At 68.1% G+C, this 13268-nt stretch carries 17 protein-coding genes; 1 reads left to right on the top strand and 16 read right to left on the bottom strand.

The window, feature by feature from the left end:
• Positions 1 to 54: 54 nt before the first annotated feature.
• The 16 genes from BM272_RS00240 to mobI form a co-directional block, all read right to left on the bottom strand.
• Positions 55 to 651 (bottom strand): DUF1643 domain-containing protein, encoded by a 597-nt coding sequence (locus BM272_RS00240; RefSeq protein ID WP_093426753.1) that lies wholly within the window; start codon positions 649 to 651, stop codon positions 55 to 57.
• A 588-nt stretch (positions 652 to 1239) separates the two neighbouring features.
• Positions 1240 to 1674 carry a hypothetical protein gene (locus BM272_RS00235; RefSeq protein WP_093426752.1) on the bottom strand — a complete coding sequence of 145 codons (435 nt, stop codon included), beginning with the start codon at positions 1672 to 1674 and terminating at the stop codon, positions 1240 to 1242.
• Positions 1675 to 1683: 9 nt separating this feature from the next.
• Positions 1684 to 2502, bottom strand: a complete 819-nt coding sequence (locus tag BM272_RS00230; protein WP_240307960.1) for a Dam family site-specific DNA-(adenine-N6)-methyltransferase — start codon at positions 2500 to 2502, stop codon at positions 1684 to 1686.
• 20 nt (positions 2503 to 2522) lie between these two features.
• Positions 2523 to 2975: a hypothetical protein gene (locus tag BM272_RS00225; protein ID WP_093426750.1), complete on the bottom strand. Its 453-nt coding sequence runs from the start codon at positions 2973 to 2975 to the stop codon at positions 2523 to 2525.
• Between the two features lie 240 nt (positions 2976 to 3215).
• A complete protein-coding gene (locus BM272_RS00220; protein WP_093426749.1) occupies positions 3216 to 3872 on the bottom strand; it encodes a uracil-DNA glycosylase in 657 nt (218 codons plus the stop codon).
• On the bottom strand, positions 3865 to 4176 hold the full coding sequence (locus tag BM272_RS00215) for a hypothetical protein (protein WP_093426748.1): 312 nt from the start codon (positions 4174 to 4176) through the stop codon (positions 3865 to 3867). The genes BM272_RS00220 and BM272_RS00215 overlap by 8 nt, the downstream gene beginning before the upstream one ends.
• Positions 4176 to 4316, bottom strand: coding sequence for a hypothetical protein (locus BM272_RS13710; RefSeq protein WP_159432959.1), 141 nt, complete (start codon positions 4314 to 4316; stop codon positions 4176 to 4178). The genes BM272_RS00215 and BM272_RS13710 overlap by 1 nt, the downstream gene beginning before the upstream one ends.
• Positions 4317 to 4364: 48 nt before the next feature.
• Positions 4365 to 4982: a hypothetical protein gene (locus BM272_RS00210; RefSeq protein WP_093426747.1), complete on the bottom strand. Its 618-nt coding sequence runs from the start codon at positions 4980 to 4982 to the stop codon at positions 4365 to 4367.
• Positions 4983 to 5074: 92 nt separating this feature from the next.
• Complete coding sequence (locus BM272_RS00205) at positions 5075 to 5647, bottom strand: hypothetical protein (protein ID WP_093426746.1); 573 nt, start codon at positions 5645 to 5647, stop codon at positions 5075 to 5077.
• Positions 5647 to 6183, bottom strand: a complete 537-nt coding sequence (locus BM272_RS00200; protein WP_093426745.1) for a hypothetical protein — start codon at positions 6181 to 6183, stop codon at positions 5647 to 5649. The genes BM272_RS00205 and BM272_RS00200 overlap by 1 nt, the downstream gene beginning before the upstream one ends.
• Before the next feature lie 51 nt (positions 6184 to 6234).
• Positions 6235 to 7161, bottom strand: coding sequence for a DsbC family protein (locus BM272_RS00195; RefSeq protein WP_093426744.1), 927 nt, complete (start codon positions 7159 to 7161; stop codon positions 6235 to 6237).
• A 7-nt stretch (positions 7162 to 7168) separates the two neighbouring features.
• Positions 7169 to 7888, bottom strand: a complete 720-nt coding sequence (locus BM272_RS00190; RefSeq protein WP_093426743.1) for an EAL domain-containing protein — start codon at positions 7886 to 7888, stop codon at positions 7169 to 7171.
• A gap of 198 nt (positions 7889 to 8086) precedes the next feature.
• Positions 8087 to 8773: a hypothetical protein gene (locus BM272_RS00185; protein ID WP_093426742.1), complete on the bottom strand. Its 687-nt coding sequence runs from the start codon at positions 8771 to 8773 to the stop codon at positions 8087 to 8089.
• Positions 8774 to 8817: 44 nt separating this feature from the next.
• Positions 8818 to 10554 carry an ATP-dependent helicase gene (locus BM272_RS00180; RefSeq protein ID WP_093426741.1) on the bottom strand — a complete coding sequence of 579 codons (1737 nt, stop codon included), beginning with the start codon at positions 10552 to 10554 and terminating at the stop codon, positions 8818 to 8820.
• Positions 10554 to 11033 carry a PH domain-containing protein gene (locus BM272_RS13705; RefSeq protein WP_159432958.1) on the bottom strand — a complete coding sequence of 160 codons (480 nt, stop codon included), beginning with the start codon at positions 11031 to 11033 and terminating at the stop codon, positions 10554 to 10556. Before BM272_RS13705 ends, BM272_RS00180 begins: the two co-directional genes overlap by 1 nt.
• Before the next feature lie 382 nt (positions 11034 to 11415).
• Positions 11416 to 11922 carry a conjugative transfer protein MobI(A/C) gene (gene mobI / locus BM272_RS00170; protein ID WP_093426739.1) on the bottom strand — a complete coding sequence of 169 codons (507 nt, stop codon included), beginning with the start codon at positions 11920 to 11922 and terminating at the stop codon, positions 11416 to 11418.
• A gap of 583 nt (positions 11923 to 12505) precedes the next feature.
• Between mobI and BM272_RS13700 the strand changes: the two genes are divergently transcribed.
• The coding region (locus BM272_RS13700) for a hypothetical protein (RefSeq protein WP_159432957.1) at positions 12506 to 13268 on the top strand (763 nt) is incomplete at its 3' end.

The following is a 13268-nucleotide window of genomic DNA, read 5'->3' as shown; positions in this document are numbered from 1 at the left end:
TGGCCGTAGTACCCATGGCCGCTTCAGCAGGGCCAAGCGGCCATGGGCAGCCCCTTAGAGGATCGTGGCGGGTTGGTAGAGGATCAGGGGAGTGGCATACGCCAACCGCCCTGGATGGCGCGGAAGACCACGCTTTGTCGTGCCGAAGCAGTAAACGTCCCTGTGTTCGGCCAGCATGTTGGCTACGTAAACGGCCCGCCCATCCTTCGAACCGCGGTTTCCGCATGCCAGAACAAAGCAGCCAATGAAGGCTTCCAGTCCATCGGGCAGCAAGAGGAGACCCCGTTCGGCGAAGAAGCGGAGCCACGCATCATTGTCAGGGCCATTAGGCTCCCAAGGGCCGTACAAGGCCTCGGCCGGCCGGCTGCCCCGGATTGACCACACGTTGAGAACGAGTATGCCGTCGTACCCTTTCCTCATCGCCATACCGGTCGCTCTCTGGACCGTGGCATCGTCGTACCACTCATCAGCGCTACTTGGGTTCATCGCGATGACGCAAAGGAGTGAGCCCCTGTGCGGGTTCCCCCACACCCGCCAGAGAGCGTAGCGATGGCTTCCGTCCGGACTCCACACGGCGCCAGCCGTATGTACGCACGCTGGAAGCACGAACTTGCGGGCGTGGGCGAAGGGGGATGCGGTTTTCTTGGACATGGTGACCTCTTGGGTTCGTGGGACATTGAGGGCGTAGCGGTACGCAAGCCCTCAATGATTTGTTGCGGCAAACCACGCCCACGAAGGGCCACTTTTGGGATCTCCCGACTCCCTGCCCCTCTCGCCTACCCACTAAGAAGGGAGATCAACCACTTACTGTACGGCCAAAGACACCAGAGGCAGCCTCCAGCCAATCCCACAGGCCCCACCCGAGACCTCCAACGGCATCATGCCCAACAGTCAGTCGGCCTTCAGTCTCTCGAACAGCCGGGTCTCAGGGTTGCGCCCTTCGTTCTTGCCCTTTACCTCTGCTGCCCAAAGAAAAGCCCCGGACCAATGGCCCGGGGCTCTCCCTCTGCCCGTTCTCGGCGGTGCCACCGGCCAGCCCCCGAAGGGAGGTGCGGGGCGTTGGGTCGCCCCTGGAAAACTCCGTGACTGGCTGCCAGGGTTATCGGCCACTCCTGGCTATACGCCCCCCTGTATATGCCCCCAGAGGCGGGTGAATCCGGGTGCGGCCTTCCGCCGCGTCTGAGTCCATTGTACGGATTTCTGAGTTGGGGCAAGCCCGCGCCATGCGGGGGCTGCAGCCTATCCAGGCCGCAGATAGCGCAACCACAACACCCCTTTCACTGCTCGAACGGCCGCCCGGCGGGAGAGATCCAGACCCGGGGGATTCGCCTGGATCAGGTGTCTGACCAGGTCGCCGCCCTCCTCCGTGAAGCCGTTGGCGTTCAGCCTCCCGCACCCGCAGCCCCAGATGACGACGAGCATCGGGCCTTCGGGTCGCTCCCGGACGAGGCCGCGTGCTTCCACGCCCTCGACACCCACGCCGCAGCGGGTGCAGCGCATATGGAGGGAGCCGGCATCCAGCAGCCCGCCTTCCGGATGGGGTATCCCCGGGTGCGGCAGCACCGTCTCCAGCGCCGGCAGGCTCTGCCAGGCGTCGCGCCGGCGCCACCGGGCACAAGCAGCAGAGGACTTCTCAACGGCCTGCCAGAACGCGCTCTCGGACTTCACGCCCATGCCGCCTCCTTACACCCCGGCCCTGGCCAGGGAAGCGGGCTCGAACCGCACCAGGACCTCGTCCACCGGCCGGCGCCCGGTGCCCTGCCGGCTGATGGTCCGGGCCACCGGGAACGACTCGATGGCCGCGCCGGCGCAGCTCGCCCGCACAGGCTCGGTGTCGTGGTTGGACAGCAGGACCGGCACACCCCGCGCCGCCGCCCGCCGGGCCGCGGCGACCAGGCGAACCTGATCGGCCGGCCAGAAGCCGTCGGGGCCGTAGTCGGTGAACCCCGTCCCCTCGCCCGCGGGTGCATAGGGCGGGTCGCAGTAGACGACATCCCCTGGCTGGGCGCCGTCGAGCTCGGCCTCGAAATCACTCACCGCGAGCTCGATGCCCCGGGTCCAGGCGAGACGCAGGAAGCCCCGGAGCTCGGTCTCGGGGAAGTAGGGGCGGGCATACCGTCCGAAGGGGACGTTGAAGCCGCCGCCGCGGTTGTAGCGGCAGAGGCCGTTGTAGCCGTGGCGGTTGAGATAGAGGAACAGCGCCGCCCGCGCCTCGGGGTCGGTCTCGGCGTTGAAGGCCTCCCGCCGGGCGTAGTAGGTGGCGGCGTCGTTGCCGTCGGCAAACAGGGCCCGGACCTGCTCGATGAAGGCCTCGCCGCCGTCGCGTACCGCCCGGAACAGGCCGATGAGGTCGGGGTTGCTGTCCACCAGCCGGTAGGCGGGGTAGTCGGCGGCCAGGGTCACCGCCGCCGCCCCGGCGAAGGGCTCGATAAGCCGATGGCCGGCCGGCAGCCGCGGCAGGATGCGGTCCAGGAGGCGGTGCTTGTTGCCCGCCCACTTCAAGAAGGGCCGCGGATAACCGGTCACCGCGTCGCTGCCGCCCGGAAGGCAGTAAGCATGCCTTCGATCTGGCCTTCCGACGGCTCACCACCACCGGTCACCCGGGCAATGAGCCACGCCTTGCGCCGCCGATTCTCCTCGGAGCCGCGTTCAACCCCCCGGGTAAGCTCCCCCACCACCCGGCCCTGTACCGCGCCATCGGGGCAGGGGGCATCCGGCGGGAGCTGGGGAATGGCGGCCTCACTGAAAGTTCCGGAACGACAGTTCCGGTTCAAGAAGGCGATGAGATCGGGATTGATCACCGGTGCCCCGTTGATCCCGATCCAAAAACCCTCCCCCGCCTGACCGGCTTGCTGAAAGCCGAATCCCTTGGCCCGACGCCCCAGGTTCAGCAAAGGCTCATCGTCCGCTTCCTCGACCACCCACCAGTCGATCGCCTCCCCACTCTCCGTCCAGGTTCGCGTCACATGTTCCATGTCGTTCCTCCTCCTTATTGGTCTCGACGGTCCCTGTCAGGCCGATCTTCTCGAACCGTTGCTCGTCCGCCAAGACGAGGTACTCATGCTGCCGGCGACAGACAATGTCGTCGCACACGGACACCGATTCGCCGGTCAGCAACCTGGTCACCCCGGTCGCCGGGGCGCCGCACTGCAGGCATTTCGACGGCGGCTCACTCAGCTCACCCGAATCGGCATCCTGACCGCGCGCGGCTCCCATCAGTCGTTTTCAACCTCCCGCCGTTCGTAACCGCGGCACTCGTGGGCCAACTCTACCGCCGCCCGCACCGCCCGCTCTCCCAGGGACCGGATACGCGGGCAGCGCCCCTGCCGGTCGGCATAGGCCCGGTTCCAGGCCAGCGGCGAGGTGTGCGGCATCATCACCACGGGCAGGCCGGTAGGGCCGTGCAGGTCCACCTCACCGACCCCCTCCCCCATGATCTCGCGCTCGACCCGGCTCACCGAGTCCTCCACGGCCCACAGGTACTTGCCTCGCCCGATTCCCAGGAGGTGGTCGGCGGCCGTGCGCCCCACGGCCAGCAGCACTCGGGGTTCAAAGGCTTCGATGGCCTCCAGCAGCCACTCCGAACAAGCGGCGACCTCGTCGGCCCGGGGTGATCGATTCTCCGGTGGCCGGCAGCGCACGACATTGGCGCGGGCGTAGCCGGTGCGGGCCACCCCCGCCTCGGCGAAGGCCGCGTCCAGGTTGCGGCCAGCCAGGCCGAAGAAGCCCACGCCGTGCTGATCTTCCTCCGCGCCCGGGGCCTCACCGACGGCCATCACGCCACCACGGGCCCCGTCCGGAAGGACCACCCGGCTCCGACCTTCAGCCAGGCGGCAGCGCCGGCAGGTCTGAGGATCGCTGGCGTCAGGCATCGAGTCCCTCCTCCAGCTCGGCCTTCGCCTCCCGCAGGCGGTCTACAGCCGCCTGCAGTAGGCGCTCCCGCCAACCGCGGCCGACCATACCGGGTGGCATCCAGGCTCGGCGTCCCGGCCCCGAACCCCCACTGGCGCCCATTTCCAGATACCGCGCGCGCCAGTAGAGGGTGACCATGAGCAGCCCGAACTCGTCCTCCAGCTCCAGGACCAGGTTGTCGTTAGCCCACGAATACCCCACGCCAGGGGGGAGCTGCTTGCGCAGCCATTCGTCCCAGGTGGACGCAGTATTCGCACTCGCCATCACCCCTCCTCCAGCTCCAGCAGCGCCGAGCGGACCTCCTCCGGGAGGTAGTCGGCGAGCTGCACGAACGTGTCCGCCGCCTGGCTGACCGTGACGGCCAGCACCCCGCCGACGGCGACTCCCAGCAAGAACTTGAGCATCCGCACTCTCCAGTAGGGGCGCGGCCCGCAGGCCGCGCCGATGGGTGGTCACCAGCCGAAGCGCACCCCGGCGGCGAGGATGTCCTCCTCCGGCAGGCCCGCGTCGGCCATCTCGTAGGAAGCGGTGAGCTGCCAGCCGTTGGTGATCCGGTACAACCCCTCCGCGCGCAGGTCGATCCCGGCGGAATCGTGCACGTCGGCATACTGGACCCGGCCACGGAGGCCGAGATCGCCCCACCAGGTCTCGTAGTCACTGGCGACGTAGTAGTTCGCGTCGGCGTCCTGATCCAGACTCTCGTAGCCGTTGTGCTCGACGGTCTGGGCGAAGCGATCAATCCGAAGGCCAACCTCCAGCAGCTCCCAGTGGGTCTGCGCGTCCGGCTCGTACCCCCACCCCGCGCCGATCTGGATGCGGCTGTAGGAGCCGCCACTAGGACCCCAGTCCCGCTCCAGGAGCTGCCCGTGCTTGGTGGGACTACCCGCTTCCCAGGTGTCGTTCCGGCCCACGGATACCTCGGCCCGATAGCCGCTCTCGCTGTCCTGGCTGACCATGCCCAACTGGATCTCGTTGGGCTTCACGGTCGCCGGCGAGTCGGCCATCGCCGGCCCCGCCGCGAACCCCGCCATCATCATCCCGGCGATGGTGGCCTTGAGCTGGTACTGCATGTGCTCCCTCCTGCTCCGTGTGGGTTTCGAGTCCCTATTGTATGGATTTCTCTGATCGCGCAAGCCCGCTCCATGCGGCGCCTGTAGAGTAACTAGCGACCGACGATCCATTCCTCGGCACGGGTCTGCGCCCACCCCATGAGCGTCGCCTCCGGCGCCTCGGGGTGGACGAAGTTTTCCCGGGCCCGGCGCTTGGCGACCCGCAGCCGGGCCTCGAACTTCTCCGGATCCACCAAAAGCGCCAGGACGAGCTCGTTCGGGATGTCCGTCAGATCGGGACGCAGGGCCGCCGCGAAGGTCCGCGCGGCCCATAGCGCCACCGCCGGCGCCCGGGAGCGCCCATGCGGGCTCTGGATGTAGAGCTCCTCCACGTCGGCCCGGGACGCCACGCCCTCAATGAACGACCGGATCTGCCGCGCCCGCGCCCCGTCGAAGTAGTCCTGGAAGGACCGCTCGAACTCCTCCGCCCCCATAAGGCGGATGACCTCCTCGTCGTAGTCGCCGTCGGCGAAGCTCACCGTCTCGAAGGCGCCCCACCCCTGGCTGGGTACCCTCGGCCGATCCCCCGGATCGGTGAGTGCCAGATACCCCACGGTCGCGTCCGGACGCAGGGCTTCTGCGTCCTCGCCGCCAAGGAACCAGACCGCCTCCAGCTCGTTCGTCATCACATCAATCCCCCGTAAACCGCCCCGACCACCAGGACCGACCAGAGCAGCAGGCCCGGCACACTGCTCGCCGCCAGCCGCCAGTCGGCCCCCGATGGCCAGGCATCTGCCGCCGCCAGCGCCACCAGGTAACTCCCCCACCAGAACACCGGCTCCAGCGGGCCCACGTCGCGCTGGACCAGGGTCCACCAGCCCCACGCCCCCCCGACCAGGAGGAGCAGCGGGGCCAGTCCCACCGGTACCGCGTTGAAGGCGGACAGCTGCGCGACCTGCACGCTACCCAGGGCCCATCGCCCCTTATCCAGCCGGTGCGGCCAGGGTCGAAAGGACGCCGGCCGTGCCCCGGTGGCCCAGGCCATGAGCCAATGCGCACTCTCGTGGGCGACCACGCCGGGCAGCCCGAAGAACCAGGCGCTCAATGTTCCTCGCCGCAGGCGCCGGGTCAGCCACGCCATACCCAGCACGGCATAAGTAACCGGCGACCGAAGCAGCTCGGCCGCCGGTGCGGTGAGGGTGTCAGGAAGGGACGACAGCATGATGTTCTCCCGCCCGGGCGCCGGGCACCCAGGCCTCCCTCTGGTTGTGGCTTACAGCCCCATCATCTGGCGCAGCCGGGATTCCGGCGCCGCGCCACGCAGGCGCTGGGCCTCACCACCGTCGGCAGGAAGCACCACACCGTGCGGCGTCCCACGAAGCCCCAGCTTTTGCGCGGCCTCCGTGTTCTCCTCGACCGCCTCCATTGCCGTCGCGCCCTCGTAGTCGGCCAGCGCCTGGCGATCCGCCATGACCTGGTCCAGGGCAGATGCCGGGTCGTCATGGCCGAGGATCTTCGCGGCCGTCTGCTGCGCGCGCGGGCCGCGGTAGCCCACCATGACCCAGTTCACGGTCACCTCGTCCCGGAGCGACGACACGGTGTGGTAGAGCCGTTTGCAGTAGGGGCAATCGACATCCATGAGGACGTACATCTCGGCCCCGCCGGACCCCTGGGTGACGAGCGTGGCGTCCTTCAGGCCGGCCAGCACCTCCTCGGTACTCCCGGCCGGGCTGCCGCCCTTGTCCGACGACCCTTGGTTGTTCGCCAGGGCGGCCAGCTCGTCCTTCGTGTACCCGGAGTGCCGCTGATAATGCTGGGCGGTCATCGAGTCCCCGTTTTCGTCGATCATCGCGCCGGCGATCATGTGCTTGCGATCCGGCGTCACGTAGACCGCCATGGGAACCCGGTTCTCGGCGCGTTGGAGGATATAGCCGCGAAGCTGGGGGACCGCAGTCTCGAACTCGGCGATGACCTGGTCCTTGCCGATATCGACGCCCTCAAAGACCGCAGGCAGCGCACCGGGGTTGGTCGGGGCCGCGCCGTCCTGGGGAGCTGGGGACGAGGCCGCACTGTCCGCGGTCCCCGCCCCGGAGGCGGGCACCCACTGCCCCATGGGCCCGGCATTCTTGGCCACCAGCACGCCTGCAACGGCCCCGGCGACCAGCCCCAGACTCACGCCTTGCACGAGCTTCTTGTTCATCGACTAGCTACTCCTCAGAGCCGTTGCGGCTCTCTTGGTTACGGTTCTCCGGAATCCAGATCCGGGCGCTGCGAAAGGCATACCCCTGGGCCGCATTGGCCCCCATCGCCAGCGCCACCTCCAGCTCCGTCGCCTGCTCGACCCACTCGGCCACCCGCAGGATCTCTTCGCCTTCCTGCCGCACCCGGTCCAGGAAGGTGATGAGCCGCCGTCGCTTCTCTCGGTCCCCCTCCAGCGCCTGCCGGAAGAGCGGACCATCAACCTTCACGATGTCCGGGGCGTTATCCACGGCGTGGTAGCGGGCATCCCCCTCGGCCGAATCATCCCAGTCGTCGATAGCGATCCGGACCCCGAATCGCCGCCACGCATCCATGCGGCTGCCGATGAGGCTGGTCATGCGGGAGGAGGTGGACTGCTCAGCCGCCACCCACTCGACGACCAGCGAATGGCGCTCGGCCGCGCGCTGGATGAGCTCGTCGCTGATGGCCATGGCCCGGGCGGCATCCAGGTTGATATGCAGCGTCCCGTCCAGACGCAGATGGGCCTGGCCCAGCGCCTTGATGAGCGCCTCATCGGGGTAGCGGCCCTGGCCGCGGTAGAGGAGCTCCTGCCCGAGCCGCAGGTCCTGGGGGTCCGGAGTGGACGTAGCCGCCTCCAGATCCCCGAGCCCCTGGATAGGCTCCACCTGGTACAGGAGACCCTGCCCACCATCTCTGTGCTCACTCACTTGGCACCTCGGGGGGTCGTGAACTGCCCCCTACGGTGCCAGCGCCCCTATCGCGTGTTTGTCAGCAATAGGGGTCCGTTCCGGGGTATTGCCGACAAAGATCACCAGCGGGCAGCATCGGCACGGGCAGGGCCGCGCTTGATGCCTGGCAATGCGGCGGGCGGCTTTCGTGCTGGGGCAGCTCCCCTGTGGTGGGGCTCAGAAGCGCAGGCGAACGCCGAAGCGCGTAGTGTCATCCAGCGGTCCCAGCTCGTCATCCGCCAGGACCTGGCTGCCCCAGAGCGCCACCCGGTTCCGGTACAGGGCGAACGACACTCCGGTCTCGGCCATCAGCCCGCTACGCGCACCCAGCTCCACCTGGTGGACAGCTCCATCCACCCGGAGTCGCTGATTGACCCGGAAACGGACCTCGGTGCCGAGCCAGAGCCCGTTGCCGGTCTCCTCCAGCGTCATCGCCTCGCCCTCGACCTCGATGGCCTGCGGCCGGTCCCGGCTTTCGACCACCACACCCGCGGCCACCGGCCGCCAGTGGAGCCGGAAGGTCGGCGCGAATCCCAGGGCCGCACCCATTCGCCCGTGCCGCCAACTGCCCCCAGCCAAGGGGACGTTGGCCAGACTCACGGTGGTCTCCAGTGAGGCGCGCGAGCTGAGCTGCTCCAGGCGCACCTGGCCGCCGCGCTCGTCGTCGCGTTGGGACGCCGTGATAGTGAGCTCGGGGGCCCAGTAGCCCGTCGGGCTTTCGCCGGTACGCGCCATCCAGTCGTAGGCGCCCTCCAGGTCCGCCGCGGACGCAGAGAGGGACAGCACTGCAGCGGCCGTGCCCAGGGTCCACGCCGCGGGTCCGGGGCGCGTCATCAAGGTGGGTCGGTGGTCGTCGGTGTCCATGTTCGACTCCCGGTTACGGGTGAGCAGAGGGTCGCCGGCGGCCGTTATAGGCCGGTCTCGCGCAGGAAGGGCGACGGGGCGGAGGTAGACAGACGCAGAACCCTCTGGGCCCGGGTCATGCCGACATAGAGCAGCCGGCGCTCCTCCTCGATGTCCGCGGCGTCCTTGTGGGGGACCCGCTCGGCATCGACGGCGAAGATCCAGACCACGTCGAACTCCAGCCCCTTCGCGCTGTGGAGGGTGGCCACCGTCAGCCGCGTCTCGCCCTCCTCGTCGGTGTCCGGATCGGACCGAGCGCCGGCGCGCTGGGCCCGGTCGAATCGAGCCCGCAGCGTGCCCTCCTTGCCCAGCAGGGCATCTAACAGCCCCTGGGCGGTAACCACGGTGTAGGAAGGGCCCTTGGAGCCGGTGGACTGCAGCTGCAGCCACTCCCGGAGTCCATGCAGGACCCGGTCGGGCTCCTCGGCAGCCTGGAGTCGCCATCGCCCCCGGATGGCATCCACGAGGTCTTCGAGGTCATTGGCCGGATCATCCCCGGCCCGCTCCGGCGCGGCCAGGCGCCGGCGCGCTGCCTCAATGGAACTGCCCGGCAGGTTGAGCCAGCGGCCCACGGTCCCGAGCCCGCGAAGCCCGACCTCCTCCGCCCCGGTGATGGCCTCCACCAGGGCCGTGACCAGCCCCGCACCCTCGGTCTCCCAGATGGACCGCCCACCCAGCCGACGGAGCTTCCAGCCCATGGCCGACAGCGCCATCTCCGCGTCGTCGGCAATGCGGTTGGTGCGGGCAAGCACCCCCACCGTCTCGTCGGGACCCACCAGTCGTGGAAGCTCGTCCGAGAGGACCGAGAGCTCATCTTCGGTGCTGCCGGCGTACCGCACCGCCACCTCCCCGCGGCCGGGGTCCATGCGCGACACCACGGCCTTGTCCAAGCGGTCCCGATTGCGGTCCACGAGGGTCACCGCCGGCTCCAGGACCTCCGGTGGACAGCGATAGCACTGGGTCAGGCACAGACGCCGCGCCCCCAGGTCGTCCTCCAGGGCCTTCATGCCCGGGGCGCCCATCGCCGCGCGCCAGCCGTAGATGGACTGGTCATCGTCCCCCACCGCCATGACGGTCGTGCCGTTGAGGGCGTGCGCCCGCACCCAATCCAGCTGGAGGGTGTCGGCGTCCTGGAACTCGTCCACCAGTAGCTCGTCAGCCCCGAAGGGCCGGATGGCCCCCTCGGACATGGCATCGAGCACGGCTCGGGCGGTGTCGGCGAAGTCCATCAGGCCCTCGGCCCGCATGAGATCGGCGTACACCTGCCACAGCTGCGACGCCTGGTCCCCGGCTTGAGCCGGGAACCGTCGCCGGTTGGCCTCCTCGATGAGGCTCTCGGCATCCCGGAAGGTCAGCCCGTTCGCCACCTCGGCCGCCAGCGTCTGGTTGATGAGGTGGTTGCGCTCCATGACGCTCGGCGGCCGGGCCGGCTGGAGGTGGCGCCGCGCCTGCCGTGCGACCAGACCATCGAAGGTGCCCACGGCAATCGAGCGCCGCTGCTCGCGGTCGAGCTGAGGCCAGATCCGTTCCTGCATCTCCCCGGCCGCCGCCCGGGTGAAGGTGACCAGGACCACCCGGCGCTCAGCCCGGACCCGCTCCACCGCGCGCGCCACCAGCGTCCGGGTCTTGCCCGAGCCAGGACAGGCCAGCAGCAGGGTATCCTCCTGCTCCGCCACGGCCCCGGCCTGCTCCTCGGTCAGGCCGTAATCGGCCATCAGGGCCCCAATGTCGTCGTCGGACATCAGTCGCCCTCCGTCTGACGAAGACGCTGCAGGACCGCACGCTGAGTCGCTACCGGATCGAGCACGGAATCCCAGGTCACGTCGTCCGCGCCGGTGCCGGCGGAGGCGAAGTGGATCGACCCGATCCCCAGTACACGGTCGAGGACGGACTGCCGAACATCGACCGTGCGGATGTGGGCGAGCTCCACCCGGGAGACCCGGCGGGCAATGAGGCCGCGCTCCTCGGAAATGGCCTGCGGCATGAGGTAGAACCGGCTCGCCAGCCGGCGGTACCCGATGACCGTCAGCGCGTAGGCCATGGCGATACCCCCGAGCCCGAACACGGCCATGGTCAGCAGAGCGGCATGCTCGTCGCTCAGCGACGCCAGAACCCCGTAGCCGAGCAAAGCGTCCATGGTGAACGGCCAGGTCGGCCAGAAGGCACACAACGCCCCCACCACGAAGCCGGCCCAAAGCGCCAGGAAGGCCCGGTAGGCCACCCGCAGCCGCTCCGCGGGGATCCCGTCCCGGTTTACATACCGGCTATGGGGGAGCCAGTGCCCGTCACGAGGCTCCCTCTCCTCCGCTCGGCTGTCTGGCTCCTGGGCCGTCAGCGCATCGTCAGCACGAGACGCAGTCGCCGCAGGGGCGGGCGCATCCCTGTGCCCGGGAGCGGGCGCATCTTCGTCAGCCCCCGACGCCGGCAAGAACCCAGCCTCCGCGGCGGCCTGGCGCCACTCCCCCGGCATCCGGACAGCCGGATCGTCATCCTCTCCGACCACGGGCTCGTTGGTGGTCACAACGTCGCTCTCGGACCCCCAGCCGGCGTAGGCGCCGGTCCTCGGCCCGGTGTCGCTGTCGGCCCCACGGTAATCCTGGTCGTTAGCCATGGCCCTCGTCCTCCAGCTCCAGCGCGTTATCCTCCTGGTCCACGGCATGCCTCGCTGCCAGGTCCGCGATGGCCGACCGGGCCTCCTCCGCCCGCCGCAACCACTTCCGGGTCTCCACCAGCGTGCGCGCCTGCCTCCGCAGCACCGCGAACTGCTCCTCCGCCTCGCCTATCGCCCGCTGCACCTCGGGGTCCGGCGTGGACTTCAAGAGCGTCGCCAAGGCGTACTCCTGCGTGCCCCGCCCCTTACGTATGGTTTTCGAGCTCCGGCCCAGCCCCCCGTCACTCTTCCGGTAGAAGTAGATCCGCACCCACTCGATGTAGAGGGAGTTGTGCCGCCGTCGCACGCGGACGGTGGTCTTGTTCAGGGTCCCACCCGTCTCCTTCGCTCGGTCGTTCGCCCCCTCCAGCACCTCGTAGTAATCCAGCGCGATCTGGTGCGCCACGCGGTACGCCCGCTCCAGCTCCGCCTCCACCCAGTCTTCCGCTCTTCCATCCATCTCCATCTCCAAGAACTCAGCAACGCATGTCCGTAATTCAGGGCTTTCCCTATCTTTCTAACTAATAGGGAAACGACTCCCCTTCCCCTAACCAGAAGCGGGCGGGATCGGCAGGTTCCCGCCTCAGGTTAAAACCCAACTCATCCCATATATATCAATCGGTTATAAAACTACCGCAACCCTCCCCAGCGCGGTGAGGAAACCGCATGGCCGTAAGCCATAACTTACTGATTCTTTGAACCCGACACCCACCCAAACCATGCGGACCTGGTTTCCCCACCGCGCTGAGGAAACCGGATTCCATGAACGGGTAACCAACTGATTCTTGGTAGTCATACCCTGACCCAATCCGCAGAGACTCGGCTTCCTCAGCGCGGTGAGGAAAGTGGGTGTTCGATTGCGACAACCCCCTAGGGAAGGGAAAAACATCACGCTTCCCTTCGGTGAAGGCAGAGACTCATTACAGAGCAGCCCAACTACCCGGGTAAACACGCAAAGACGACCTTTAAACGTCACTTTTCCGTGCTGATTGGGGATCCGGGATAGCGGACAATGAAGCAGGTTGCCGAAGGAGGGCTTCGGGATGCGATTCTGGACGCCGGGGGCGCTGTACACGGCCCTCATCGTGCTCATCTGCGTGGTCATCGTGCAGTTCCACGCCATCACCTTCTGGTCCGAGCACGCCGCCTACATTACCGGGTGGCTCTGGGCCATCGGCCTTGAAATGCTCGTCCTCTGGCTCTGGTTCCAGCGCCGCCTGGGGTATCAACTGGTCGGCGTTATCGGAACCACGATTCTCCTGGCCGGGCCGGTCTACACCATCTCCGCGGATCTCCTGGAGACGCTGGAGTATGCACAGTCCGACGAGGACAGCCGGCAGGCCCAGATCGAGGCACTGAAGGGAGACATCGAGCGGCTGGAGGACGATCTGACCACGTTCCGCCAGAACAGCGAGGAGCGCACCGGCTGGCTACCCATCATCCGGGACACCCAGCAGGAGATCGCCGAAAACCGGGTGGTGCTGCGCGATCTTCAGAGCCGTCGGGATGAGGCCGACACCCTCTGGCTTACGGCCGCGCTGCTCATCGTCCAGGTGGTCGCGGTGGTCCTGTTCCATATCGGGGCCATCCTCGGGATCACCTGGCTATCCAGGCACCGGGATCGGGTCATGGAACAGCGGGCGCGTTCCATGGAACAGTCGCCGACGGAACGGATGGAACACCCCGCCACGCCGATGGAACAGCCGCCGGCGGAACAGATGGAACACCCCGCCGAGCCGATGGAACAGCCGGCGACGGAACAGATGGAACACCCCACCGAGCCGATGGAACAGCCGGCGGCGGAAC

The organism is Thiohalospira halophila DSM 15071 (assembly GCF_900112605.1).
GTDB classification, from domain to species: domain Bacteria; phylum Pseudomonadota; class Gammaproteobacteria; order Thiohalospirales; family Thiohalospiraceae; genus Thiohalospira; species Thiohalospira halophila.
The sequence above is the reverse complement of the archived record's forward strand: the minus strand, read 5'-3'. Positions and strand labels throughout refer to the sequence as shown.